The following is a 25,422-nucleotide window of genomic DNA, read 5'->3' on the forward strand; positions in this document are numbered from 1 at the left end:
TCGAAGGAGGGACTCTTCATGACCGCTCTTCCCTACGAACCCCAGTACACCCGTCTCCGCTGGTTCAACGCGGGCATGGGCCTGCTCCATCTCCTGCAAGGGCTGGCGATACTCGCGCTCAGCACCGGTCTGACCCTGCCCCTGCGCACGACCTTTCTCGACGCGACGGGCCCGCCGGGGACAGGCGTCGATACGGTTACGCGCACCGTCTTCGACATCCAGCTCGCGCCGATGATCGCCGCCTTTCTGTTCATCTCGTCGATCGCCCACTTCGTCACCGCGTCGCCGGCCGTCTTCCCGTGGTACGTCGAGAACTTGAAGCGGCGCATCAACTACATCCGCTGGTTCGAGTACTCGGCGAGCGCGTCGGTGATGATCGTCGTCATTGCCCTGCTCAGCGGCATCTTGGACCTGCCGACCCTCGTCCTCCTGTTCTCCCTGAACGCAACGATGATCTTCTTCGGCCTGATGATGGAGAAGCACAACCAGACGACGGAAAAGACGGACTGGACGGCTTTCGTCCTAGGCTGCTTCGCGGGCATCGTGCCGTGGGTGATCATTGTGTGGGCGTTCACCGGCGCGGTGCTGACCTCGGACGAGGGCGACGTGCCGGCGTTCGTCTACGGCATCGTCGCCTCGCTCTTCGTCTTCTTCAACATCTTCGCCGTGAACATGGTGTTGCAGTACGCGAAGGCCGGGCCCTGGCGCGACTACCTGTTCGGGGAGAGGATGTACGTCCTGCTAAGTCTGACGGCAAAGTCCGCCCTCGCGTGGCAGGTCTTCGCCGGCACCCTGAATTAGCCTCACCGGGCCCCAGGGCGGGCTCCGGGGTCGGAGCGCACGGTAGGGCCGGCGGCGATCGCAAAGCCGGCGTGACGGCAGGCGCGTCGCCGTTTTGTGCATGAGTCCTTTACATTTCTTCCCGCGTCGATCACGCGCGGTGCACGCACCCCTTCTATCATCTCGTCATCGGTCAGGCGCCGTCACGGGTTGACGGACATTACAGGAGGAGGCAAGGAATCGTGCCGACTTATCTGACGCTGTGGAAATGGACCGAGCAGGGGGCGAAGAACGTCGCTGGGGCCGTCGAGCGCGCTCAGGGCTTCAAGGCCGATATCGAGCGCCGCGGGGGGAAGGTCATCGCCTTCATGTGGGCCCTGGGCGAGTATGACGGTTTCGTCCTGGCCGAGGCGCCGGACGACGAGACCGTCACGTCGGCGCTGCTCGGCGTCGCGCAAGCGGGGAACGCGAAGACGCACACGTTCCGGGCGTTCAACGAAGAGGAGATGAAGAAGATCATCGAGAAGATGTAATCGGCCTCAAGGCGCGCGCAGTTCGGGCGGGCCGAGCAGCACCCACGTGCGGCGCTGGATGACCTCCGCCGTGTGCGCCCGCTCGTGGGAGATCATCCGTCTTATCACCTTGCGCGCCGTCCACTCCTGGGGCTCCGTCTGGCCCGGCCGCAGCGGCCTGAATACTCTCCGCCGCTCCTCTTCCGATAGCGAGCGCAGCAGGGCCAGCGTCTTCTCGCGCTCTTCCGCCGGGTCCGCCACCTCCTCGAAGAGCCCTTTCGCCGCGCCGTCGCGCAGCCCGTCGCGATAGTAGACTTCGGTCTGGAAGACGTGCCGCAGGACGCCGCGGATGCCCCTGACGTCCGGCGCCCAGGGGTCGAACGAGGCGAACGCCGACGCCGGCGGCTCCCAGTCGAGGATGGCGTCCGGCACGTCGCGGACGGCGTCCAGCAGGTCGGCCCTCGCGTACTGCATGCGCGCGATGAGGGTCTCGAGCTCTTCGCTGCTAAGGGGCGCGCGGTCGGCATCGAAGAGGGAGTCGGGACGCGAAGTTGCGTCGAGGGTCTCGGTGGTCTCCCATCCCTCCGGGTCGTCGATGGCTTCGCCGTGGCGCCGCAGCCAGGCAACGTGCTCGGCGACGGCAAGGGGCAGCATGCGTGCGATTTCATCCATGTCGCGCCCGCCGGCGAGGCAGCCGGGCAGGTCGAGGACCCAGGCCTGGAGCCGCGCTCCGAGCGTGACGAGGCCGACGCGTAGCTTCATCATTCGCCGCCGGTCAGGAGCGGCGCTTGCGGCCCATGCGCCGCGCGATGTCGGCCGCGAAGTTCGCCGCCGTCCCCACGACGCCCTTCGTCTGCGGTATCGCCCGCATCGCCATCGATAGCTCCGGGTGCGCCCGCGCGTACGCCCGCACCTCGTCCAGCGTCACCCCATAGCTGTCGAGGACGCGTTGCATCTCCTCGCGCGCCTTTTCCTTCGCCTCCTGGAGCTTCATCTGGACGCGGCTCTTCACCAGCACCTCGCCGTCGCCCGTCGTCTCGATGGGCACGAACACCGTGTCGACGAGGTCGCTCACAACCTTCGCCTGCACGCCGTCGCTAACCGTGCTGGGCATGCACCCGAACGGCTTCACCGATATGAGCATGTGCGCCTTCGAGTGCTTGACCATGTATATGTGCTTCGTCACCTCGAGGTGGCCCTCGCCGGCGATGAGCCGCTTCTCGTAATAGCCTTCCGAGTACTTGTCGAGCTTGCTCATGACGGGCAGCGGCTGCGGCTTGAAGTTCATCAGCGCGCGGTAGAACAGGTACACCGTCTCCGCCAGCAGCTTGCCGGCGCGCAGCCCCAGCCAGACGAGCCAGGGGTTGGCGGTGCCCATGCCCTTCTCGTCCGGCTTCACGAACAGGCGGTCGAGCACCTTCAGCTCGTTCAGCCAGATCATGTACTCGAACCACGCGCCGATCGTCTCCCGCGCCACCTCGGCGCCCTCGTCTTCCAGCCACTTCAACAGCAGGTGGTTCGACTCGCCTTCCGCGTGTTTGAGGAAGAATTCGCCCGTCACTTTCACACGCGGCTTCACCCGCAGGTAGTCCATCTCGACCTCGTTGAACAGCTTTCTGATGCCGACCATCGTCTTGCGGGCGGAATGGCCCTCGCGGGCGGCGATCCGCAGGCGGCGCAACGCTTCTGCGGTCACGGCGTCCGTCTCGCCCGGCCTGACCTCGTACGGCCGCACCTGCGAAGCGATATCGGCCACGAGATCGGCTGAGATCGCTACCCGGCCGCCGCGCCAGAACGTGATGGGCCGGATGCGCACCCCCGCCGATTCCTGGTCGATGTCCAGCCCGTGGGCGATGTCGATCATGGCGATGCGGAAGTTGGGGAAGCCCGCCGCCTTCAGCGCCTTGCGCATGTCCGCCTCGTACATTCCCATGCGGCAGGGCCCGCAGTCGGACGCCCAGAACATGGCGTACTGCCGCTCGATCTCGCTGTCGGACATGCCCTGCTTCCGAAGGTCGAGCAGGAACTTCAGCAGGCTGCCGATGGTGTAGTACGTGGGGTTGCACTGCCCGCGGTTGCAGTACTCCTTGCCGATGGACAGACATTCGTTGTCCGGCGTGGGAAGGATCTGCGCCTTGTAGCCCTCGCGTTCCAGCACGCCGAGCAGGACCTGCTGGAGGGTGTCGGGGAGGCCGCAGTAGACGACGGTCGTCTCGCCCTTTCGAATCGGGACGGGCGGCTCCTCGGGCCGCTTGAAGTGACGGACGGGCGGCTCGGCGAGTCCCATCTCCTCCCTCAGCGAGCGGCGGTAGGCCTCGATCCGTGCCTCGATATCGGTTTCCGATAGCGCCATCGTTCTCCTACCTTGCTGCTGTCTGCACGCCGAGCAACTGTCGGCGGTACTCCTCGACCCGCCGCTCGACCTCTTCCGACAGCTCGCGGCGCCGCCGCATGTCCTCCTGCCGTCGCCTCAGGAAGTAGTCGATGGTCTCCACGCGCAGCTTTATCGACCCCACGGGCCGGTTCTCATCGAGGTCGTGGAAGGTGAAATAGGGGGTGTTCGCCGCCTCCAGTATCCCTTCGATGACGTTGTAGATGGGGGCATCGAGGCCGCACTTGAAGGAAGAAACGTCGATGCCGACGAGGTTGGGATGACGGGCGACGTACTTCGCCGCCCACACCTTGCGGCTGGTGTTTTCGCTGAACGTGTGCTTCCAGACGTCGTGGATGTCCGTCGCGTCGGGGATGTCTCCGCGCCGCAGCTCTTCGCCAAACAGCCGCTCGATAATGTCGTCGTCCACGGGCAGCGAGTCGATGCTGAAGACGGGGTAGCCGAGCCGCTGGATCATCTCCGGTATGCCGTGGTGGATGCCGGGGTCGTTGTGGTACGGGCGCCCCAGCAGCACGACGCCGATCCGCTCCTCGCGCTCGAGCTGGTCGAGCGTCTCCCGCGCGCGCCGTCGCAGGCCCTCGCGGAACGCCTCCAGCGCGCGGTAGCCTTCGCGCAGGGCGGCGGCGTTCTCCTCTTCGCTCGCTCCCAGGAGGCCGCGGAAGAAGCTCAGCATCTGCTTTTGGAAAAGGTTGGGCTCGCCGAGGTGGAGCACGGGGTCGTAAAAGGCGACGCCTTTCTCCGCGAAGGCGTCTTTTTCCGTGGTGAACGCGGCCTTCACTACCTCCGGTATCCCCTGCACGGTGGGGCAGGCCCAATTCGACTGGCAGTCGTGGATGTCGCTGGGAACGTTCATGATGATGGGGAAGAAGATGACGTCGACCTGCTTCTTGTACAGCAGGTTGTGGACGTGGGAGACGGCGATCTTCGCCGGGAAGCAGGGGTCGATCGAGCCGCGGCGCGAGCCCTCGCGGTACATTTGGTCGTCCGTGTAATCGGACCAGACGATGTGGCTGTGGGGGACGCCCAGGCTTTCGAGGTAGGCGGTGAAAAGTGGCGCGTGCGAGTACATGGTGAGGAGGCGCGGCATTCCGATCCGCATCGTCGCCCGCCGCGCCCGCGCTCCGCCGCCGTTCGAGCCGTCGCGCCCGAAGAGGAAGCGCCGCTTCTGCGCAAGCCGGCCGTTGGCGCGCTCCGGTGAGTAGCTGCGGAACGCCTCCCGCGCCGCGATCTCGACGAAGTTCGGGTTCGCCTTCTTGACGGCGTTCTCGCGGATGTTGAACGCCCGCACGTCGTCGAGGCTCTCCTGCATCCCTCGCTCGCACGTCGCCGAGATGAAGCGGGTCGTGTGCTCGGGGGACGTCTGGATGTCGACGAAGGTGCGCAGGCACTTGTTCTTGCAGAAGCTGCAGCGGGTCGATTCGTCGCGGGTAGCGGTGAAGGTGAGCGCCTCCACGCGCTCAAAGCCGATGAAGCTGCTCCCCCCGCCATCGCAGACGCGGATCGCCTCTGTGGCCGCGCCCAGCGCCCCGCTTTCGCCGGCGTGCGGGTGGACGTGTATCCGGGCGTCGGGTACGCGCGCGCGGATGAAGTCGTACTGCGCTTTCACCACCGCCAGGTTGTAGTGCGTGCCGCCCTGGAGCAGGAACGTCTTGCCGAAGCGGGCGAGGTTCGTCTCCTGCACCACGTACAGCCAGACGTTCTTGGGCAGGGTAAGCGCCAGGCCGGCCATGATCTCCGGCGGCGACCAGCCGAGCTGCTGGAAGTGGGAGATGTCCTGCTCAAGGAAGACGGCGCAGCCGTAATGGAAGTTGGGCGCGCGCTCCGCGCTCAGAGCGACGTCCGCCCAGCGGCTGATGTCGTAGCCGAAGCGCGCCGTCGTGCTCTGGAGGAAGTAGCCGTTGCCGGCCGAGCACTGGGTGTTGAGCTTGAAGTCCTTGACGGCGCCGCTCTTCATGATGATGACTTTGATGTCCTGCCCGCCCACGTCGGCGATGACGTCGACGTCCGGATAGTAGCGGAGGGCGGACTGCGCGTGCGCCACCGTCTCCGGAATGGCGATGTCGGCGCCCAGCGCTTCCTTCAGCAGGTCCTTCGCGTAGCCGGTCGTCGCCATGCCGAGGATGCGGACGGTCGCGCCCTGCTCCCGCACCTGACGCCACAGCTCGCCGAGCACGTCCTTCGCGTCCTGGAGGGGGTTGCCTTTGCAGAGCTGGTAGGCTTTCGCGAGCAGATTGCCTTCGCGGTCGACCAGCACCGCCTTTGTCGAGGTCGACCCGCCGTCCAGCCCGATGTACCCTTCGACCACCTGTCCGGGTGAGAAGACGGCGGGCGTGAACGGCCGGGGGGCGTAGAGCCGCCTGAACTCCTCGATGTCCTCGCCGGGGGCGAACGGGCCGCGCTGGCCCGTCTCCTCCTTCCCCCTGCGCCGTCCCTGCTCGATGTACTCTCTTAAGGCCTGCGTGCCGGCGTAAGCGGCGCCTGGGCCATCTTCCTGCTGTCCGTAGAGGGCGGCGCCCAAAGCGGCATAGTATAGCGAGTTCTCAGGGACGACGATAAGCTCCTCGGGGTCGCGATCGCCGACGGCGAGTCCCCGTTCGCGCCACAAGGGCGGGATATGACGGCGCCACGCCTCCTGCAGACAGGGGAAGAACGTGTTCGGGCCGCCGAGCAGCAATACGCGCGGCCGCAAAACGTTCCCCCGCGTGAGGACGCTGAGGTTCTGCTGCACGATCGCCTCGAAGAGGGAGACCATCAGCTCTTCCGATGACACGCCCTGCTTCTGGAGGCTGTTCATGTCGGTCTCGGCGAAGACGCCGCACTTGCCGGCAATCGAGTGCACCTTCGTGTTGCCGTAGCGCATGGTGCGGAGTTGCGCTGGGTCGAAGTGGAGCTTAGCCGCTATGCGGTCGATGACGGCCCCAGTGCCCCCAGCGCACTTATCGTTCATGTTGGCGAGCTTGTGCTTCCGGCCCGTCTTCGGGTCCTGGCGCCAGATGATGATCTTGGCGTCCTGGCCGCCTAGCTCGATAACGGAGCCGATGTCGGAGCAGAGGGCTTCCGCCGCCAGGGAGACGGCGTTCACTTCCTGCACGTAGCGAGCGCCGATGTAGGGGGCGAGGGCGCCGCCGCCGCTGCCGGTGACGAAGACCCGAAAACGCTCCGCCGGGGCCTGGAACCGCGCCTCTATCTCCTCGAGCAGCGCGAGAACTGTCTCCGGCTGGCGGGTGCCGTGCAGGCGGTAGTCGGCGTGGAGGATGTCCTTGCTGTCAGGGGCGACGATTACGTACTTGACGGCGGTGGAGCCGACGTCGAGCCCGATGATGAGGCCGCCGGCGGGCGGTTCCCTGACATCCCGCCCTGTGCCCGGCTCGGCCGGCGAGTCGGCGCCTGTCGGATCCTTCACGTTCAACCTCTAGGTAGCAACCGCCGGGGCCCCGTTGTGGAAACCGCGTCCTGCAAGTCCGATCGCTCTGCCCCTCGCGACGGACCGACGTGCCAGGAGAGGCCTATCTCCCAGGGACTCCTATCATACCAGCTTGATAACGATGCCTTCAACGGGCGAATAGGCGACAGTCGGGGGAGCGGCAATTGCGAGCGGGCGATGGACGTGGTGGTATGATGTTTGAGAAGAGCCGGCGGCCCGAAGAGGCTGTCCGTCTACAGGGGGCAAGGATGCGCGAGAGAAGAGACGTCTTCGTCTGGCGAGAGGAGCCGGAGCCATCGGTGTGGCTTGTCGCGGCGGCGATACGCTGGGCGATTAACGCCGTCGCCCTCTGGGTGGCGGCGGGGCTCGTCCGCGGCATCGACATCGACGGGCTAGGGTCGCTGCTGGTGACGGCGGCGGTCTTCGGGCTGGTCAACGCTTTCATAAAGCCGCTGGCTCAGCTCATCGGCCTTCCCATCACCTGTCTGACGCTGGGGCTCTTCGCGCTCGTGATCAACGCCGCGATGCTCGGCCTCGCCGCCTGGATTGCCGATGCCCTCGGAGCCGACGTTCACATCGACGGGTTCCTGGCCGCGTTCCTGGGCGCCCTTCTCGTCAGCTTCGTCAGCACGGTACTGAGCGCGTTTGTCGGGAAGCCGCTGCGCCGCGTCCTCCTCTGAAACAACGCCCTACGGCGGCTCCTGCTCGCCCGGCGGCTCGTCTGAGTCTTCCGGCGCCGCAGGATAGAGGATGTCCTGCTCCCTGAACTCCTCGCGGACGTCGCGGGCGAACTCATCGTCCAGCTCCGTCATGTCGAGTCCTTCCGCGTTCAGCATTGCCCGCAGCTCTTCCTCCGAATCGGTTATAGGCGAGAAGACGACGCCGCCCAGCTCTCCCTCCAGCCGCTCGTACCAGCGCGCAAGCGACCACACGAAGACCCTGCCCTCTTCGGGTTCGTCCGCGTTGGTGGCGAATACCCTCTGGTCCGTTTCTCGCACGAAGAGGTCCTGCTCTTCCATTGCCATTTGCGCCGTGGCTCCTTTACCTTCTTGCGAATCTCTTGCCGGGGCGCGGTGCCGCGCCTTTGCACTCCATCATCCTATGGAAAGGCGCGGAATCCATTGCCCGCCGGTCAAGCGCGGCCGACGAGGAGGACCACGCAGGCCGTCGGCGGCTGCCGTGGGGAAGTCGTGAAGAGGCCTGTGGTCCGGGCGAAGGTGTTAGCGGGAAACGGGAATGACAAGCGTATCGCCGGCTGCAAGCTGGGCGTCGGGCGAGAGGCCGTTGCGGGACGCCAGCTCTGCGGGGCTTATCGTGTACTCGCGGGCAATGCTCCAGAGGGTGTCTCCCTCTACCACCATGCGCACGCCCTCGCCCTCGGTGGCGCCGGGGCCGCTTGCGTACTCGACGGCCGGCCCGCTGTCGTATTCGATCACCGGCTCGACGACAAGCTCGACGACGGGCTCAACGAGAGGGGCGATGGCGGCGCCGGCGACCTCCGAGACTTGCTCGCGGGGCGGTTGCGCAGGCTGCGCCCGTCGCGCGAGAAGTAGCTGGACGTCGGCCGTCAGGCCTTGTGAGGCGTCCGGCGCAGACGCGGGAAGAGAGTTGTTCGCCTTCGATTCTTCCGCCAGCCGGGCCGCCATGGCGTCCGGACGGTAGGCCGCGGGCGCGAAGGTGTCGGCGCGGTCCAGAGAGAGAAAAGCGGCGGCGGTCACGGCAAACCCGATGAAGCAACCCAGCGCAATCATGCCGATCGACTTCAGGAGGGGGTCGGCAGGCGCCTCAGGCATGATGATGCAGTCGATATCGCCGAAAGCGGCGAGCGGCGGCTCGTGCTGCTGAAAAGCCGGTTCTTCGTTCGCGGGAACAGTCTCAGATACGATGGCGCCTGTCTCCATTTGAGCGACACTCCCTGTCTAGCCCAATACAGGATTGCCCGCGCGCCGCCCCGCCGTCAATCGGGACAATCCCTTATTGCCGCGGAGCCTGCCATACGCGCCGGAGCAGTCCCGCATCTGCGGTAAGGGCCGCGAGCGTCCGAAAATCATTCAGGAGTTGTGCAGGATGGAGAACACGCTCCTCAAAGCTCTCATTGTGCAGGACGTCGCAGGAAGTTGACTCTTAGACCAAGGACAATCGGCCGGCGCTACGCGCTCGCGGTGCTCGTCCTGGCGCTGCCGCTCTGTGCTCTCGCTGCGGTAGCGGCGTGGCACGGGCACGACGAGTCGTCGTCGCGTCGCGATTTGGAGAAGAGAAGCCTCGCGGCCGCTGCCCTCGACGATGCTCGCGCTCGCGTCTTCCTCAGCACGCTCTACATCGGCGCCGCCGCCTTCTTCGAAGACCCCACGCCGTTTCTCGACAATTACGCTGCGGCGCGGTCGCGAGTACGAAGCGATCTGGCCGAAGCGCGCGCGATATTCGACTCTCTCGGCGCTACTGAAGAGCTCGCCGCCATGGACGATATCCTGGGGCAGACGGCTTCGCTCGAGAGCCGCAGCTCTTTCCTCTTCAGTTTTCCTTCGCTCCCTGTCACCGAGCGCGTTGATGTCCTGAGGCAGTCCTACGTCTCCTTGTGGCCGGATGTCCAGACCCTGACATCGTCCCTCAACACCTTCGTCGATCAGCAGCATGAGAAGCTGTCGCAGGAAAGACTGGCAGCCGACACGAACGCCAATCTCACGCTCGCGCTGCTGCTGACGTTCTGCTTTTTCGCTTTCGTTGCCGGATCGGCGGCGTTCGTCCTCATCCTCTTCTCCATAGTCCGTCCCATACAGGCCCTCAAGCGCGACCTCCAGGCGATCTCCGACGGCGGCTCGTCTCGCCTTGTGACTGTCTCAGGCCCGGAAGAGGTGGCGTCTCTGGGACGGCATATCAACGAGATGGTGGAGCGCCGAAGAAAGGTGGAGGAGGCGCTCCATGAGAGCGACGAAAGGTATCGCACGCTCTTCGAACGCTCTCTCGATGCAGTATACGTGCACGACTTCGAAGGACACTTCCTCGATGCCAACGACGCGGCTCTTCGCCTGCTCGGGTACTCGCGCGAGGAGATAATAGGACTGTCCTTCGCCGATCTCCTCGACGATTCCCAGCTCGATGTCGCCATGGCCACGACCCGCGAGCTCGCCACCACAGGCCGGCAGGCGAGACCGGTCACCTACCGTCTTAAGCGCAAGGACGGGACGTATATCGAGATGGAAACGGCGGCGGCCGTCGTGCACAACGATGGGCAGCCGGCGGCCATCCAGGGCGTGGCCCGCGACATCACCGCGCGCAAAGAAGCGGAGGACGCGCTGCGCGAGAGCGAGGCCAAGTACCGTCACATCTTCGAGACCGTGCAGGACATCTTCTACCGCACCGATGCCAGAGGCATTATCACGGAGATAAGCCCTTCCGTCGAACGCTGGGGATACAAGCGCGAAGACCTCATAGGCACGCAGGTGCTTGACGTCTACGAGAACCCTCGGCAGAGGGCGGCCCTTCTCAAGGCGCTATTCGAGAAGGGCGAGGTGACGGACTTCGAGGTCCGCCTTGTTGCCGCCAACGGGGAGGTGAGGGATGCCTCCGTGGGCTCGCACCTCATTTATGCCGCCGACGGCAGTGTTGCCGGCGTGGAGGGCTTCCTGCGTGACATCCAGGAGCGCAAGCAGATGGAGCGGGCGCTGCGGGAGCAGATGCGCCGCGACGCTCTCACCGGCGTGCTCAACCACGCGGCCATCGTCGAGGAACTGCGCAAGCTCGTCGGCGGCGGCGAGAAGGCGTCCTGCGCCGTGGCCATGACCGATGTCGACGGGTTGAAGGCGATAAACGATACCTTCGGTCACAGCGTCGGCGATAAGGTGCTTAGTACAGTGGCGCGCGCGCTTTCGAGGGACGGGGCGCTCGTCGGGCGGTACGGCGGCGACGAATTTATCTCCATCCTGCCCGGCGCCGATCGCGACGCGGCGGAGAACTACCGGAGGGAGGTCCTTAAGAGACTGGGAAGGACAAGGATGCGCGACCCCAAGAGCGGGACGCCTGTTCGCGTGGTGGTGAGCGTGGGTGTCGCCATCTCACCCATCGAAGCGAACCGGATAGAAGACCTGATAAACCTCGCCGACGGCGGCATGTATGAGACGAAGAGACAGCGTCTCGTCGGCGTGTCGGCGCCGGACGCCCTTGACGAACTGGCGTCGAGGATTGTGGGCCAGATCGTCCCGCTGCTGACCTCTCCCGGCGAGCTGGGAGAAAAGCTGCGGCTGGTGGGCCGGAGACTATCGATCGCCCGCGAGTACGACGCCGTCAGCTTCGTTCTCTTTCCCGAGGGTGAAGACGCGATCGTCAACACCTTTGCCCGCCTCCCGAAGAAGCTCGCCGATGAGTGGAACGAGGAGCAGCGCAGAAAAGGAAGGGCCCTGCTTGCGACGCGCGACGTGCTGGAACAGGGGCGGGCAGTCATCCTCGACAACCTGCCGGAAGACGGGCGCCTCACCGAGAAGGAGCGCCGCTTGATGCGACTGGCCGGTCTCAAGGCGGCGCTTGCCGTGCCCATGGTATGGCGCAAGGAACTCATCGGCATTCTGTGCGTGGCGAGCAAGCGAGAGGCCGCTTTTGGCCCCCGCGACGCCCGCTTCCTGACGGCCGTTGCCGCCCAAGTGACGGCGCTCGTCAGCATGGCCACGCTTGTCGAGCAGTTGCGCTCCGCGTCGCAGCAACTCTCCCGCGCGCACGCCGAAACCGTGCTGCTGCTTGCCGCCGCCGCCGAAGCCCACGACCGGACGACGGGAGAACACCTCCAGAACGTCTGCCGGATATCGGAGAAGATTGCCATCGAGCTGGGGTGGGAAAGGGACAAGGCGGCAGAGCTCGGGCTGGCCGCCGTGCTCCACGACATCGGTAAGATACGGGTCGCCGATTCCGTGCTCGCGAACAACGGCAAGCTGACGGATGAGGAATGGGAGCTGATGAAGCGCCACGCAGTATGGGGCGAGGAGTTCCTGGCCGGGCGTTCCGGCTTCGAGCTCGCGGCGACGATCGCCCGCTCTCACCACGAACGCTGGGATGGACAGGGCTACCCCGACGGCCTGCGGGGAGAACAAATACCGCTGGCGGCTGCAATCGTGGCCGTCGCCGATGGCTTCGACGCCATGATCAGCGATCGGCCCTACCGTCCGCGTCGCTCAATCTCCGCCGCCATCCAGGAGATCGCCGCCTGTTCGGGAAAGCAGTTCAGCCCAGAAGCCGCCGAGGCTATGATGAGGCTGTACCGGCGGAAAGCCCTCTACGGGCTGCCGCGTCGCCAGAACCAGGAAGCAGCTTAGGACTTCTCGGGCAAGACGAAGAAAGGAAACCATCTGGCCCCCTTTCCTTCGCCTGACCTCGTTCTTCGGGCCGCAACCCCGGCAGAGCTACGCCTTCCTGTTCAGTACCAGCGACCGGCCCTCGTGCCGAAGAACAGATTGAAGATCAGCACGACTATCGCCGCAATAAGGAGTATCCAGATGAACGCTCCCCAGTTGACGGCGAAACCGACCAACCACAACACCAGAAGAACCAGGAAAAGCAGCCACAACAGAGCGATCATTCGTTTCTCCTTTCGAGACTGCCTCCGCGACCTTGCCTTAAGCTTTGCCCCGGATGCTCCTCGACTCTAACGCTCGATCGTAACCGGTCGCCCACCACGGGGGCCGAGGGCGTACATCACCATCCGGATAAGCGCGATCAGAAAGACAGCCAGCACCAGGTACACGACCATCGCGATGATTATCGCGGGCTCGAAGACTCCGCTGTCGACGCTCCGGCTCTCGATAATGCCGGTGAATGGTCTGATCATCTGGTCGGTGACGCCGTAGATGAAATCCACGAAGTTATTGCCCTCGTTCGCGCTCGCCACTTTAAATCCCAGGCGGAAACCGAGCGCGGACTCGGTCAGCAGCGTCAGAATCGCTACAATCGTCACCATCAGGGCGGCCAACGCCGCTGCCGGCTCCCATGGCTGCTCCTCCTCGACGATCTCCTCTTCCACCATTGGCCCTTCCGCTGCCGGCTCGTGCATCTCTGTGCGGCTGCGTCGCCGAAGGATCCTGAACATCGACCCCTCCTTAACCGTCTTCAACTTCCTGTTTACATAATAGGTGTCGATTGTGGACGGGGCGTGCTCGTTGATTGCGAATGTGTCAAGGAAACGTGAATGCTCCGGTTCGGGCGCATGTTCGCGCGGCCGGGCGGAAGCGCGTGACAATTTGGGGTGCTTCGACTATAGTTGTCGCAATGAAGCTGGTGGCTGTCCCCATAGCGGCTATCGTCGCCGCGATCTCATTTGCGATCACCGCAATCGCGCCCGCGCTCGGTGCCCCCGCGGCGCTGGCGCAGGAGCGGGCGAATTGTCCCAACGGCTTCTTTTGGGAGCGGATGTCGGGCCAGTGCTGCGTCCAGGACAGGGCCACGCTCCCCGGGTACGGCAGGATTGGCTACACGGGAAACAGCCTCTGCGCGGAGGGATACGAGGGCATCTATGAGCAGCGCTCAACGACCGACGGAAAGGGCCCTCCCGGATGCCCGCAGTACACCTCGTTCGCTTTTCTTGTGGAGTGCGTCACTCCCGGGGATTGGGACAAGCGCGCGCAGGAACTGGCGAGGGAACGAGACAAGAGGGACGAGCCGGTCGGCGGCGCCGCGAGCACCCTGTACGGGGGAGGCGGAAAGCCTTCGAAGGAGGAGGTCGCGGGCGCGGGAGCGGCAGCCGCCGTTCTAACAGCCGGCGCCGTCGCCGCGACTCGCAGCGGGGTCCCGGCCGGCCGCAGGCGGCTCGAACGACTCCTGCGCGACGCCGACCGCCGGTACCGGCGGCTTCTCCAGCAGGAGGACGTCGCTTACCGGGAATGGCAATCGATGAGGAAGACGGCGGAATGGTACATTGACCGCGCGCTCATACACCTGATCGGCCCCAGCCTGTTCGCCGCCGGCTCGATCACCGCCGGGGCAAGCGCAATGCTTCTGGCCGAGAAAACGGCCCTGCTCTCCAAGTTGCTCATCGGCGGCGGCGCTGCGTCGATCGGCGTGGCGACCGAAGTGGTGCCTCCCGGCGATGCCCTGCGCCAGGCCCAGGCCGCTTGGGAGCAGTACAAGAAGCTTTCTCCCAAGGTGGAGAAGGCCTTCACGGAGTGGCGGCAGGCGCGAAAGGCGTCGGCAGAGATGAGATCGAAGGTCGACGCGCTGCAGCGCGAACTGGACGCGACGCCGGCCTGGACTGCAACCGCGCCGTTCAAGATATAGCCACCGAAATCGGTCGGGCGGCTAGAGCGAGCGAGAAAGCGAAGAGAGATGGAAGCACTGACCATTCAGGAGATAGCCGGCTGGCTGGGGCAGGTGCGGGTGCCCGCTGTAAGCGTCGGCGTGATCGGTGAGAGGAGCGTCAACTTCACCGTCGGCGGCGCGCTGGAGATGACCGTCGAGGCGGCGGGGGACACGCTGTCGGTGTCGGGCGAGCGGGCGCTCCCCGATGAGGCGCAGGCCGCGCTCGCTTCCGTCCGCCTGGAGGACGTAGTAGCGAGCATCGCCCGGGCGGCGGCCGTGCCGATGACCGCCTCGACCCAGCAGTCGGGCGCGAAGCAGCGAGTCGCGTTCACGGCGCCCCTCTTCGCCGACGGCCTCACCCGCAACGAGCTGGCTTCCGCCGTCTGGTGCGTGTGGAACGCCCACGACCTCCTGGTGCGGCAGATCGAAAGCTACAGGCAGATCGAGGCCATTTCGGCGGAGATGCAGGCGCTTCGTGAGCAGGAGGCGGAAGCGCCCGCAGCAGCGGACGTCGGGCCGGAAGCGCTTGCCGGCGCCGACGTGGCCGGGGCGCCGGACGCGGTGACTTTGTTCTGCCCCCGGTGCGGCAACCGGGTCAGGCCGGGGGCGCGCTTCTGCAACAAGTGCGGCGGCGCGCTCGAAGGGTAGCGTGACGTGGACGAAGTCTACCAGGCAATTGCGCTGATCGCCGCTGCGGTGGCGGTGCTCGGCGCGCTCACTACGGTGCTGCGCCTACACGGCGAGCGTCCGTTCTCGGCGCTGGGCGTTATTGTTGCCGCTCTCGGCGCTCTCGCCGCTGTCGTTCTCTATTCGCTCACCTTCGACGTGGAGTTGAAGCAGGAGGCCATCTCGGGACTGGTCGCCGGTGGCGCCGTTGCCGGCCTCGTCCTCGGCTTCAAGCTACCGCTGTACGTCGGCGGCGGCTCCGTCGTGTCGCGAATGGCGGGGTGGCACCTGGCCCTGCCCGGTCTGGCTGTGGCGGCACTACAGATAGAGGGCGTCCGCGGCTCGATGGACGGCGTGGTCTTCAGCCTGGCCGCGCTGTATGCTGCGACGGCGCTCGCGGTTGCAGCGTGCGCCGCGCTCCTGCTCCGACGCGTTGGTCTCAGGCAGGCGCGCGTCATCGCGGCTGAGGAAACGCAAGCGCAAGAGGTCGCTTTGTGCGCGGCGTGCGGAGCGAGGCTTTCCACGGGAGCGCGCTTCTGCCGCCGCTGCGGCTCGGCGGTCCCTTGACGTCGCCCGTTCCGCCCGTCACGTTCTATTGACAGGCGCCTGCCCGCCGTTATGATCTGATCAATTTTGGCCGGAAGGAAGCCGGCAAAGGAGGAAACGATGCGTAGCCGGAGATGGTTCAAGGTATTGTGGCTTGTGGCTCTGATAGCAGCCGTGCTCGCACTCTTCGCCGCCTGCGGAGATGACGAGGAGGAAGAGACCGGAGAGACGCCGGCGGCGGGTACCCCTGCGGAAGAAGGCATAGCCGAGCTGGAAGACGGCGTGCTCCAGGTCGGGTCGGACATCGCCTACGCGCCGATCGAGTTCTACGAAGAAGGGACGCAAAACCCCCAGGGACTGGACATCGACCTGGCGAGGGCGCTGGGCGAAGAGCTGGGAGTGCGAGTAGAGTTCATCAATACCGGCTTCGACGCCATAATCGGCGCTCTCGAAGCCAACCGCTTCGACATCATCATGTCGGCGATGACGGTCACCGAGGAGCGGGAGAAGGAAATCGACTTCATTCCTTACTTCAATGCCGGCACCGACATCCTGGTGGCCGCAGGCAACCCCAAGAACATCGAATCGATTGAAGACCTTTCGGGCCTGACGGTAGGCGTCCAGATCGCGACCATACAGGTCGACCAGCTCGAGGCGGCCAACGAGGAGCTAAAAGCGGCGGGCAAGCCGGAGATCAACGTGCTGATCTTCGACCAGAACCCCCTGGCGGTCGAGCAGCTACGCGCCGGACGGGCCGACGCCGTCATCGCCGACTCGCCGGTCGTCGCCAACGACGCCCGTCTCTCGGACGGCGATCTCGAGGCGTTGGGCCTGGCAATCGATGCCGCCCCCTACGGGATCGGCGTCCGCAAGGACTCGCCCGAGTTGAAGGCTGCCCTCGAAGAGGCCCTTGAGACGCTGATAGACAACGGCACGTACGACGAGATTCTCGCGAAGTGGGGCCTTAAGGGCGGCGCAATCGACTAGGGCGCGTCTCCTCCTCCCTGCCGTAGCAAGCGTTAGCGCTGAAGCCCCCTGGCCGCAGGTTGCCGGTCAAGGGGGCTTCTGTTAGTTTCTTCATTGCTAAACGAAAGAATCAGGGCAGGCCAAGAGGAGGCGGCAGCGATGATCGTTCCCCTTCCGTCAATCGACTTCGAGCCGGACGTCGTCTGGAGATTCCTGTTCAATCCGCTCATTCTGGAAGGGGCGCGCACGACGATCATTGTCGCCGTCCTTGCGCAGATACTGGGCGTGGCGCTGGGCGTGATCTCTGCCCTGATGCGCATGTCGAAGAACCCCCTGATCAGCGGTCCCGCCAACTTCTACGTATGGTTCTTTCGCGGCACGCCCCTCCTCCTGCAACTCCTGTTCTGGTTCAACGGCATCCCGCAGTTGCTCGGCAGCAACCCCGACGTGGCGCAGTTCCTCAGCCCGTTCCGCGTCGCCGTTTTCGGTCTGGCGGTGAACGAAGGGGCCTATATGACCGAGATCGTGAGGGCGGGAATCGAGTCTGTAGAGAGGGGCCAGATGGACGCCGCGAAATCGCTCGGAATGACCACCGGCATGGCGATGCGGCGCATCGTACTGCCGCAGGCGCTTCGAGTCATCATTCCTCCCACCGGCAACGAGTTCATCGCCATGCTCAAGAACTCGTCCCTCGCCCTGGTCATCGGTCTTGTCGAACTGCTGAACGCGGCGCGGTTTACCTACTCCTACAACTATAAGATGATGGAGCTACTTGTCGTCGCGTCCATCTGGTACCTTACGATGACGACGGTGTTCAGTCTGGTTCAGGCGGAGATCGAGTCGCGCCTGGCGGTCGGGGTGCGCGAGCGGCCCCCGACGCTGTTCGGGCGGATGACGGAGGCGTTCGGCGTCGCGCGCACGCGCCTTCACTAGCTGATGATGACAACAGATAACGATCGGGCAATGATCCGCTGCATCGATGTGCACAAGCGCTTCGGCAAGCTCGAGGTCTTGCGCGGCGTGAACCTGGACGTCGCCCGCGGCGAAGTGGTCGTGATCGCCGGGCCCAGCGGTTCCGGCAAATCGACCCTTCTGCGCTGCATCAATCATCTGGAGAGGGTCGATAAAGGGCGCGTTTACATCGACGGCCAGCCCCTCGGCTATCGCGAGGTGAAGGGGAAGTTCGTGGAGAAGAGCGAGCGGGAAGTGGCGAAGATGCGCGCATCCATCGGCATGGTATTCCAGCGCTTCAACCTCTTTCCGCACCTCACGGCCCTCGGCAACGTTGTTAATGCTCCTATCCACGTGCGCAAGATGAAACGGAGCCAGGCGCTGGAGGCCGGCAAAGCGATGCTCGAAAAAGTCGGCCTCGGCGACAAGCTCGACGCCTACCCGAACCAGCTTTCGGGGGGACAGCAGCAGCGCGTCGCGATCGCCCGCGCCCTGGCGATGGAGCCGAAGGTGATGCTGTTCGACGAGCCGACGTCGGCGCTCGACCCCGAGCTCGTGGGCGAGGTGCTCGAAGTAATGAAGTCGCTGGCGCGCGACGGGATGACGATGATCGTCGTTACCCACGAGATGGGGTTCGCGCGCGAAGTGGCGGACCGCATCATGCTTATGGACGGGGGCGTCATCGTCGAAGAGGGAACCCCCGCCGGTTTCTTCAACAATCCTCAGCACGAGCGCACGAGGCTTTTCCTCAGCAAGATACTTTAGTTTCTGCGGATAGCGAGTCGCGGGAGGTGACCGAGAATGAGATTGGCAGGCAAGGTAGCGCTTGTGACAGGCGCCGGCTCGATAGGGCCGGGAATGGGCAACGGCAAGGCGGCGGCCATACTCTTCGCGAGAGAGGGCGCCAGCGTCGTCGCCGTCGACCTTAATCTGGAAGCGGCCGAGGAAACGGTCGGCATCATCAGGGGTGAGGGCGGCGACGCCATCGCCTTGCAGGCAGATGTGACGAAAGAGGCGGACATCCGGGCGATGGTGGAAGCGGCGGTCGCGAAGTACGGCAAGATCGACATTCTCTTCAACAACGTCGGCGGCGCCCGCGGCGAGGCGGGACTGAAGGTCGCGCCGGAGGACTGGGACGCCACGTTCGAGATAAACGTCAAGAGCGTGCTCCTCGTCTGCAAGCACGTGGCGCCGGTGATGATAGAGAACGGCGGCGGCGCAATAGTCAACAACTCCTCGATGGCGGGTGTCTTCTCCCACCCTCTCTTCGCTTACTCGGCGTCGAAGGCGGCGGTTATCGCCCTCACGCGGTGCCTCGCGGTGTCTCTAGCAAAGCACAACATCAGGGTAAACTGCGTCGCGCCCGGCTTCATGGACACGCCGATGGTGGCGGCGATAATGGACGAGCGGCGTAGGCGGACCGTGGAGACGAGGGTACCGATGAGACGGCACGGCCTGGCGGAGGAGACGGCGCAGGCGGTGCTCTTCCTCGCCTCACCGGAGGCGTCCTTCATCACCGGGCAGACCATCCCCGTCGACGGCGGGCTTTCCGCAGTGTAAAGGGGCGCGCGCCCCGTTGCCGGAGCGCGCAGGAAGGGCAAGTGCGGGGGCGGGGTTCTTCAAGTTGGCCGGGTCGCTGCGCCGGGAGTTCTGCACTTCTTCTTCCCGACTCGTTCCCTCCGGTTCCCCCGGCGCAGCGACCAGCCGTCCAAATCTTCTGTTCCAATTAGAGCGGACTATCCTTCGGTCAGGGAGCGGTCCCAGCTTCGCGCCGGCAGATCGAATCCGCCTGCGTCATCGGGCGCCGGCAGGTCGAGACCGCGCATGCCGGGTCCCATCATCCTCGGCCCGACGCCGCGAAACCAGCCATGACCGCCTCTGCCTCCAAAGAACGGAAGCATGCCGCAGCCGCCGCCCTTGATCACGGCGCGCAGGTTGCCGTCGACGGAGACGACCGCCACGCGGTCTCCGCTCTCAAACGCGCCGAGGTCGTTGGGGCGGAGCAGCACGTCGTCGCCTATGGTGTACGTCTGGGACCCGCCGGCGTTCAGGTCGACCGTAATCTTTGCGGCGCCGGCGTCGACCGCGCTCACCGTGCCCAGATCGACGCTGACGGTGTGGCTCTCGCCGTCCTTATCGGTGAGCTGGAAAGAGCCGCCGAGGATGTGGCTGTAAAGCTCGTCCCTGGGGATATCGTTCAGCTCCGGCAGGAACGGGTGAGCCTCAGGCAGCGGCTCGGGCCTTGCCTCTAGGGTAACAGTAACGTCCTGGGCGGCGCCCTCCCTGAGGATCGACAGCGTGAGCGTGTCGCCGGCGTTCTTGTCCCTGATGGCGGCGAGCAGCGCTTTCATGTCGTCGACCGCGGCGCCGTCGACCGCCGTAATCACGTCGCCGCGCTGCAGCCCCGCCTTGTCCGCCGGGCTATCGGCGATGACGGCGGCGATGGTAAGGCCGTCGGAAGTCAGCCTGACCTGCGCGCCCAGCCACGGCGCCTCGTCGACGTCCGTCTCCTGCCCGGCGACGGCGGCGGAGAAGATATCGTCCTGCCCCGTCGAGGCGGCAAGGGCGCTCGTCGAGCCGCCGCCGCTCCAGGCCCTGATTCCCAGGGCCGCGCCGGTCGCTATCGTTAGTACGGCCCCGATAAGCGCTACCGCCAGGATAGGTCTCTTCACACCCCTTCTCCTTTCACTACATCCGCTTCAATGCTGCCATGGTAGCCGGCGGGTCTTAAAGTAAGCTTGGAAAATAGTTAGAATTCTTTAATGTATCTTTAATCTTTGCCCTTTATCATTCATGTCGCCTGCCGGCCTGGAGGAGCGCATGTACATCCTTGTCGTCGAAGACGAACGCCGCCTGGCGCGGGCGATCTACCGGCTTCTCGAAGAGGAGGGGCACACGGTCGATCTCGCGCACGACGGCGAAGAGGGGCTGGCCCTCGCCCTCGACGGCTCGCACGACGTGATCGTTCTCGACGTGCTGATGCCGCAGATGAACGGCCTGGAGGTCTGCCGCGCCATACGGAACAACCGCATCGACACGCCGATCCTGCTCCTGACCGCGCTCGACAGCGTCGAAGACAAGGTGAGGGGGCTTGACGCCGGCGCCGACGACTACCTTCCGAAGCCGTTCGCGTTTCAGGAGCTGCTGGCCCGGCTGCGCGCCCTCGGCCGGCGCAAGGTGCGCGATCACGAGCCGTCGCTCCTCCAGGTTGGCGACCTGACGCTCGACCTGAGAAGGCGCCGGGCGCAACGGGCCGGGCGCAACATAGAGCTGAGCCCGAAGGAGTTTGCCCTCCTCGAATACCTCATGCGCAACGAGGGCCGGGTGCTGACCCGCTCCCAGATCCTCGACCACCTCTGGGGGTACGACTACACGGTGGAGTCCAACCTGGTCGACGTGTACATCTCCTACCTTCGCCAGAAGCTCGACCACGGCCGGCCGGACAAGCTGATCCGGACGGTGCGGGGAATCGGCTACGCTCTGGAGGCAGACCGTGTTCACTAGGGCGCGCTGGAAGCTGACGCTCGCCTTCGCCGGGGCGCTGGCCGTCATCCTGGCGCTCACGGGCACCGCCGTCTATCTGAGTGTCCGCGCCACGCTGTACAACCGCGTGAACGACGATCTGAAGGCGCGGCTCGAGCGGGAGGTCCCGCCGCTAGCGGCGCGTCTCGTCAACGCTTCGCGGATGGGTCAGCCCTTTCACCAGATACCCATCGGCCCCTCTTCGGCGGCGGCAGGCTACTTCTATGCCCTGGTCGGAGAGGACAGGGCTGTCGTCGTCAGCTCCACTTCCGTTCAGCCGCAAGACCTGGCGGGCGCAGAAGCCGAGCAGCGCGCGCTGACGCAGGGTTCGACCTTCGTGGATGTCGAGTCGTCGGAAGGAGACACCCTGCGCATCTACGTCAGAGCCGTGCGCGGCCCCGGCGGACAGAACCTCTTCCTCGAAGTCGGGCGGAGCATCGAGCCGGAGCAGACGCTTTTGCGCGGCCTGCTCTTCGTTCTCGTCGCCGGCGGGGGCGCGGGCCTTGTGCTGGCGTTGATTGGAGGGTTCTTCATCGCCGGCCGCGCCCTGCGCCCGATTCAGGCGGCCATGGACCGTCAGAACACCTTCGTCGCAGATGCCTCTCACGAGCTGCGCACGCCCCTCGCCCTCATCCGCGCCAGCGCCGAACTGCTTCAGCGCCACCGGGACGATACCGTGCAGGCGAACATGGAATCGGTCGACGACATAATCTGCGAGACCGACCGGCTGAGCAATCTCGTCGGCCGGATGTTGAGCCTGGCGCGCGCCGATGCCGGCCAGGCGCCGCTGGAGTTGACGGACGTGGACATGCGGGAGCTAACGGAGGACGTCGTTCGGCAGGCGCGGAAGCTGTGCGGGCCGGAGCGAATACCGCTCGACGTGCCGGCGGACGGGCCGTTGACGGTGAGGGGCGACGCGTCGCGGCTGCGCGAGCTTCTGTTTATCCTGCTCGATAACGCGATCAAGTACGGCGACGCGCGGGAGCCGGTCGGCGTCACCCTCCACCAAAGCGACGGCAAGCTACTGCTTCGCGTCTCCGATAAGGGGCAGGGCATCCCCGAGCACGCCCTGCCGCGGGTCTTCGACCGCTTCTACCGCGTCGACAAGGCGCGCTCCCGCGAGAAAGGCGGCGCCGGGCTGGGCCTCGCCATCGCCAGGTGGATCGTCGAGGCGCATGGGGGGACGATACGAATCGACAGCGTCGAGGGAGAGGGCACCTCCGTCACCGTCGAGCTGCCGGCGGCTTAGAGGCGCCCTCAGGGGCCGATGTGCGTGAAGCGGGTCGATACGAAGGCGTCGAAGTACTGCGTCCCCGAGGCCGACGCCGTCAGCCCCGCCTGCGGGCCGAGCCGGACGAAATCGAGCAGGTAGGCGCTCGTGTTCAGGTTGTTGAGTGACTGGCGGAATGAGCCGTCGACGTAGAAGCGGAACGGCACGCTCGCGCCCGACTGCCAGGCGATTTCGATGGAGTGGGGGGTGTTGTTGGCGATAGTGAACCAGCTTGTGGTGGATGTGCCGCCGGCGCGGGCGACCGTTGCGCGCACCTGGTAGGTGCCGCCGCGCGCGTTCTGGCGTCTGTACTCAACGCTGAAGATATTGGTCCCGGCGGCGTTGAAGCCGGCGAATATGGTTTGTTGCTGGTTGTTGCCGGTGAGCGCGCCGTTGGGGTTGAAGTAGAAGCGCGCGTGGTATGATGTCTCGGCCGCGGGCGAACCGTCGGTCACGTACATCGCCGCCGTGCCGCTGGTCGCCGCCTGCATTCCCTTCGTTCCAAAGATTGCCGCCTCCGCCGATACGCTGAGATCGCCGCCGTTCGTCTCCGCTGAAGTCCATGCGCTGAAGTTGCCGGACTCGAAGCCGTCCGCGAAGACGGGATCGACGACAGGGGTCGCCGTCGGTGGAGGAGGAGTCGCCGTGGGGTCGGGGATCACGGAAGGAATCGGTACCGGCGTGGGGGTAGCCCCCGGCGGAGACGATAGCCACTTGTATGAGGCGTAGACGTCGGGCAGCCCGTACCCGTAGATGTTGTCGGGGCCGGCGTCGCCCAGGTCGGCCGCTCCATTCAAAAGCGCCTGCCGCTGCTGCTCTGCGGTCAGGCCGGGGTAGGCATCGAGCAGCAGCGCGAGCGCCCCCGCGACGTGCGGAGCGGCCACCGATGTGCCGGTCGCGTCATAGTACAGGCCATACCTGTCGGTCGTCCTGATGTTCACTCCGGGCGCTACAACCTCGGGATAGATGCTCGTTTGTTCGCCGCAAGCGGACGGGCCGCGGCTGCTGGAGGCGTACAGCAGGCGGTTATCGTCCACAGCGCCGACGGCGAACGCCTCCGGGTTGTTGGCGGGACTGACGCTCGACGATGCGTTCGGCCCGTAGTTGCCGCCGGCGAAAACGGGGACGATGCCCGCGGCCAGCAGCGCCTGTAAATCGAGCTGGAATTCAAGGCTGCACCCGGGGCTGCCGTACGACCACGAGTTGTTGACGACGTGGGGCGCGTCCGCGGTGCCGGGGTTGCCGTCGGGATCGAGCAGCCACTGGAACCCCTGATGGATCGCCGTGGCGGTCGCTGAGCCCTGGTCGTTAAAGATCTTGACGGCGACCCATGTCGCCTCCGGCGCCACGCCGATCGCCGTCCCGCCGGCGTCGCCGCCGACCATCACCCCCATCGTCCACGTCCCGTGCCCGCTGAGGTCCGCCGGACTTGTCGGATGCTGGCCGTAAGGGTCGTACCAGCTATTCGTCCCGCCGCGCCATTTCGAAATGAGGTCGGGATGGTTCACGTCGACGCCCGTATCCATATTGGCGACGACGATACCCTGTCCGCGCCAGCCGAGGGCCCACAGAGCGGGCGCGTTCACCAGCGCTACGTTCGGCTCCGGCTCGCCCGCCGCCGCTGGCGACGCGGGGACGACGTCGATCTCGTCCGGCGTTATGCTTGCGACCTCCGGGCGGGCGGCCAGCTCCTCGATGACGTCTTTCGTGGCCGTTACCGCCAGCCCGTTAAACACCCAGAAGTCGGTCGCCCGCGCCACCTTCCCCTGCAGCGCCCGCGCCAGCAGGAGGCCCTTGAGCCCGCGTTGAGTCGCCGCCGCCTTGTCCTTCAGCCTCCGCTCGACCTCTCGAAGACGGGCCGGCCGGTTCGCGCTTTTCACTTGGTCGAGGTCGGCCTGCTCACGAAGCGTTACGATCACCGATATCATCCCATCGGGCGGCAGCGCGCGCAGCGCCGACTCCACTGCCGGCGCGACGCGGGCCGTCGCCTGCGGGTGGGCATCGTCGCCGGTCTGCGCCGCCGTGAGGCTCGCCCGCCCGGCGAGCGCCATCAGGAAGACGAGCAGCGGCGCCATTGTAGCTGCCGCCAACAGGATCCGCTTTTTCATGGGAGTTCCCTTTTGTGACTTCACTTCGCGATCAGGTGCTCGAGCCGCACGTCGCCGATGACGACGGTGACGGCGGACCCCGGCTTCACCGAGTTCTCAACGTTGGGGTAGAGGATGAAGTAGGTCTGGCCCGTCTCCGGACGCGTTTCCTCCGGAGCCTGCTGGGAGGGGAGCGTTTTCCCGCTCTCCTCGGCGATCAGTGTGGGCGCTTCCGCGCCCGGGCCGAGCACCTGCGCCGCCTTCGCCGCGTCCGTCACCTGGTAGCGCAGGTCTACGAGCCCTCCGCCGGCGGTGACGGCGACGAGGGTGATGCGGATGCCGTATTCCTCCTCGAGCGCGGCCGCGCCCGAAGGCTCCGGCTGCTCCTTGCCGGCCTCGCCCGAGCCGCACGCCACGCCCAGCGCAAGCGCCAGCGCGACGATGAAGATCAACGGGCCGTGCGGCGTTCCCCTCCTGACTGACGCATCCCTCCCCTGTGTGCTGTCTTCCGTTATCTCTCTCACCCAGACCTCGTTTGTTCGGGAGGGGGCCAGGAGGCGGGTCCCGGCCCCCTCATGCGTTGCTGTTGTCGTCGCTTACGGCCCGATGTAAGTGTTGCGGGTCGATACGAAGGCGTCGAAGTACTGCGTCCCCGAGGCCGACGCCGTCAGCCCTGCCTGCGGGCCGAGCCGGACGAAATCGAGCAGGTAGGCGCTCGTGTTCAGGTTGTTGAGTGACTGGCGGAATGAGCCGTCGACGTAGAAGCGGAACGGCACGCTCGCGCCCGACTGCCAGGCGATTTCGATGGAGTGGGGGGTGTTGTTGGCGATAGTGAACCAGCTTGTGGTGGATGTGCCGCCGGCGCGGGCGACCGTTGCGCGCACCTGGTAGGTGCCGCCGCGCGCGTTCTGGCGTCTGTACTCGACGCTGAAGATATTGGTTCCGGCGGCGTTGAAGCCGGCGAATATGGTCTGTTGCTGGTTGTTGCCGGTGAGCGCGCCGTTGGGGTTGAAGTAGAAGCGCGCGTGGTA

At 65.6% G+C, this 25,422-nt stretch carries 24 protein-coding genes; 13 read left to right on the top strand and 11 right to left on the bottom strand.

Going from position 1 to position 25,422, the window contains the following annotated elements; all coding sequences use genetic code 11:
- Nucleotides 1–18: 18 nt before the first annotated feature.
- Together heR and QME71_10290 are read left to right on the top strand one after the other, a co-directional pair.
- Nucleotides 19–801 carry a heliorhodopsin HeR gene (gene heR / locus QME71_10285; protein MDI6858689.1) on the top strand — a complete coding sequence of 261 codons (783 nt, stop codon included), beginning with the start codon at nt 19–21 and terminating at the stop codon, nt 799–801.
- Between the two features lie 221 nt (nt 802–1,022).
- Nucleotides 1,023–1,313 (top strand): GYD domain-containing protein, encoded by a 291-nt coding sequence (locus QME71_10290; GenBank protein MDI6858690.1) that lies wholly within the window; start codon nt 1,023–1,025, stop codon nt 1,311–1,313.
- Between the two features lie 6 nt (nt 1,314–1,319).
- On the opposite strand, the gene QME71_10295 is transcribed toward QME71_10290, so the two are convergent.
- From QME71_10295 to QME71_10305, 3 genes are read right to left on the bottom strand one after another with little or no spacing between them, the layout of a single operon-like run.
- Nucleotides 1,320–2,057, bottom strand: coding sequence for a DinB family protein (locus tag QME71_10295; protein ID MDI6858691.1), 738 nt, complete (start codon nt 2,055–2,057; stop codon nt 1,320–1,322).
- 10 nt (nt 2,058–2,067) lie between these two features.
- Nucleotides 2,068–3,645 carry a hypothetical protein gene (locus QME71_10300; protein ID MDI6858692.1) on the bottom strand — a complete coding sequence of 526 codons (1,578 nt, stop codon included), beginning with the start codon at nt 3,643–3,645 and terminating at the stop codon, nt 2,068–2,070.
- 7 nt (nt 3,646–3,652) lie between these two features.
- Entirely contained in the window at nt 3,653–7,087 is a 3,435-nt protein-coding gene (locus QME71_10305) for a BadF/BadG/BcrA/BcrD ATPase family protein (protein MDI6858693.1), read from the bottom strand.
- A 269-nt stretch (nt 7,088–7,356) separates the two neighbouring features.
- Between QME71_10305 and QME71_10310 the strand changes: the two genes are divergently transcribed.
- Complete coding sequence (locus QME71_10310) at nt 7,357–7,788, top strand: phage holin family protein (GenBank protein MDI6858694.1); 432 nt, start codon at nt 7,357–7,359, stop codon at nt 7,786–7,788.
- Between the two features lie 9 nt (nt 7,789–7,797).
- Here the strand turns inward: QME71_10310 and QME71_10315 are convergent, their stop codons facing one another.
- The gene (locus tag QME71_10315; GenBank protein MDI6858695.1) at nt 7,798–8,133 is read right to left on the bottom strand and encodes a hypothetical protein; all 336 of its coding nucleotides are present in this window, start codon (nt 8,131–8,133) and stop codon (nt 7,798–7,800) included.
- 195 nt (nt 8,134–8,328) lie between these two features.
- Nucleotides 8,329–9,009, bottom strand: coding sequence for a LysM peptidoglycan-binding domain-containing protein (locus QME71_10320; protein ID MDI6858696.1), 681 nt, complete (start codon nt 9,007–9,009; stop codon nt 8,329–8,331).
- Between the two features lie 216 nt (nt 9,010–9,225).
- On the opposite strand from QME71_10320, the gene QME71_10325 reads away from it, so the two are divergent.
- Entirely contained in the window at nt 9,226–12,408 is a 3,183-nt protein-coding gene (locus QME71_10325) for a PAS domain S-box protein (GenBank protein ID MDI6858697.1), read from the top strand.
- A 101-nt stretch (nt 12,409–12,509) separates the two neighbouring features.
- On the opposite strand, the gene QME71_10330 is transcribed toward QME71_10325, so the two are convergent.
- Together QME71_10330 and QME71_10335 are read right to left on the bottom strand one after the other, a co-directional pair.
- A complete protein-coding gene (locus tag QME71_10330; protein MDI6858698.1) occupies nt 12,510–12,671 on the bottom strand; it encodes a DUF5670 family protein in 162 nt (53 codons plus the stop codon).
- A 66-nt stretch (nt 12,672–12,737) separates the two neighbouring features.
- Nucleotides 12,738–13,178, bottom strand: a complete 441-nt coding sequence (locus QME71_10335) for a hypothetical protein (GenBank protein ID MDI6858699.1) — start codon at nt 13,176–13,178, stop codon at nt 12,738–12,740.
- Between the two features lie 179 nt (nt 13,179–13,357).
- On the opposite strand from QME71_10335, the gene QME71_10340 reads away from it, so the two are divergent.
- The 7 genes from QME71_10340 to QME71_10370 all read left to right on the top strand — a co-directional run bounded on the left by QME71_10340 (nt 13,358) and on the right by QME71_10370 (nt 19,072).
- On the top strand, nt 13,358–14,362 hold the full coding sequence (locus QME71_10340; protein MDI6858700.1) for a hypothetical protein: 1,005 nt from the start codon (nt 13,358–13,360) through the stop codon (nt 14,360–14,362).
- A gap of 48 nt (nt 14,363–14,410) precedes the next feature.
- Complete coding sequence (locus tag QME71_10345) at nt 14,411–15,031, top strand: zinc-ribbon domain-containing protein (protein MDI6858701.1); 621 nt, start codon at nt 14,411–14,413, stop codon at nt 15,029–15,031.
- A gap of 6 nt (nt 15,032–15,037) precedes the next feature.
- Nucleotides 15,038–15,616, top strand: a complete 579-nt coding sequence (locus tag QME71_10350) for a zinc ribbon domain-containing protein (protein ID MDI6858702.1) — start codon at nt 15,038–15,040, stop codon at nt 15,614–15,616.
- Nucleotides 15,617–15,715: 99 nt separating this feature from the next.
- Nucleotides 15,716–16,582 (top strand): ABC transporter substrate-binding protein, encoded by an 867-nt coding sequence (locus tag QME71_10355; GenBank protein MDI6858703.1) that lies wholly within the window; start codon nt 15,716–15,718, stop codon nt 16,580–16,582.
- 138 nt (nt 16,583–16,720) lie between these two features.
- Nucleotides 16,721–17,494, top strand: a complete 774-nt coding sequence (locus tag QME71_10360) for an amino acid ABC transporter permease (GenBank protein MDI6858704.1) — start codon at nt 16,721–16,723, stop codon at nt 17,492–17,494.
- Between the two features lie 30 nt (nt 17,495–17,524).
- Nucleotides 17,525–18,277 carry an amino acid ABC transporter ATP-binding protein gene (locus QME71_10365; protein ID MDI6858705.1) on the top strand — a complete coding sequence of 251 codons (753 nt, stop codon included), beginning with the start codon at nt 17,525–17,527 and terminating at the stop codon, nt 18,275–18,277.
- Nucleotides 18,278–18,313: 36 nt separating this feature from the next.
- The gene (locus tag QME71_10370; GenBank protein MDI6858706.1) at nt 18,314–19,072 is read left to right on the top strand and encodes an SDR family NAD(P)-dependent oxidoreductase; all 759 of its coding nucleotides are present in this window, start codon (nt 18,314–18,316) and stop codon (nt 19,070–19,072) included.
- Between the two features lie 176 nt (nt 19,073–19,248).
- On the opposite strand, the gene QME71_10375 is transcribed toward QME71_10370, so the two are convergent.
- Nucleotides 19,249–20,184, bottom strand: coding sequence for a PDZ domain-containing protein (locus QME71_10375; protein ID MDI6858707.1), 936 nt, complete (start codon nt 20,182–20,184; stop codon nt 19,249–19,251).
- Between the two features lie 148 nt (nt 20,185–20,332).
- On the opposite strand from QME71_10375, the gene QME71_10380 reads away from it, so the two are divergent.
- Both QME71_10380 and QME71_10385 read left to right on the top strand, forming a co-directional pair.
- Nucleotides 20,333–21,016, top strand: coding sequence for a response regulator transcription factor (locus QME71_10380; protein ID MDI6858708.1), 684 nt, complete (start codon nt 20,333–20,335; stop codon nt 21,014–21,016).
- Nucleotides 21,006–22,283 carry a HAMP domain-containing sensor histidine kinase gene (locus QME71_10385; protein ID MDI6858709.1) on the top strand — a complete coding sequence of 426 codons (1,278 nt, stop codon included), beginning with the start codon at nt 21,006–21,008 and terminating at the stop codon, nt 22,281–22,283. The genes QME71_10380 and QME71_10385 overlap by 11 nt, the downstream gene beginning before the upstream one ends.
- 8 nt (nt 22,284–22,291) lie before the next feature.
- Here QME71_10385 and QME71_10390 read toward each other — a convergent pair whose 3' ends face one another.
- The 3 genes from QME71_10390 to QME71_10400 all read right to left on the bottom strand — a co-directional run bounded on the left by QME71_10390 (nt 22,292) and on the right by QME71_10400 (nt 25,167).
- A complete protein-coding gene (locus tag QME71_10390) occupies nt 22,292–24,412 on the bottom strand; it encodes a S8 family serine peptidase (protein ID MDI6858710.1) in 2,121 nt (706 codons plus the stop codon).
- A gap of 20 nt (nt 24,413–24,432) precedes the next feature.
- Nucleotides 24,433–24,915 carry a hypothetical protein gene (locus QME71_10395; protein MDI6858711.1) on the bottom strand — a complete coding sequence of 161 codons (483 nt, stop codon included), beginning with the start codon at nt 24,913–24,915 and terminating at the stop codon, nt 24,433–24,435.
- Nucleotides 24,916–24,987: 72 nt separating this feature from the next.
- Entirely contained in the window at nt 24,988–25,167 is a 180-nt protein-coding gene (locus QME71_10400) for a hypothetical protein (GenBank protein MDI6858712.1), read from the bottom strand.
- Nucleotides 25,168–25,422: the final 255 nt, after the last annotated feature.

Source organism: Dehalococcoidia bacterium (genome assembly GCA_030018455.1).
Classification (GTDB): domain Bacteria; phylum Chloroflexota; class Dehalococcoidia; order DSTF01; family JALHUB01; genus JASEFU01.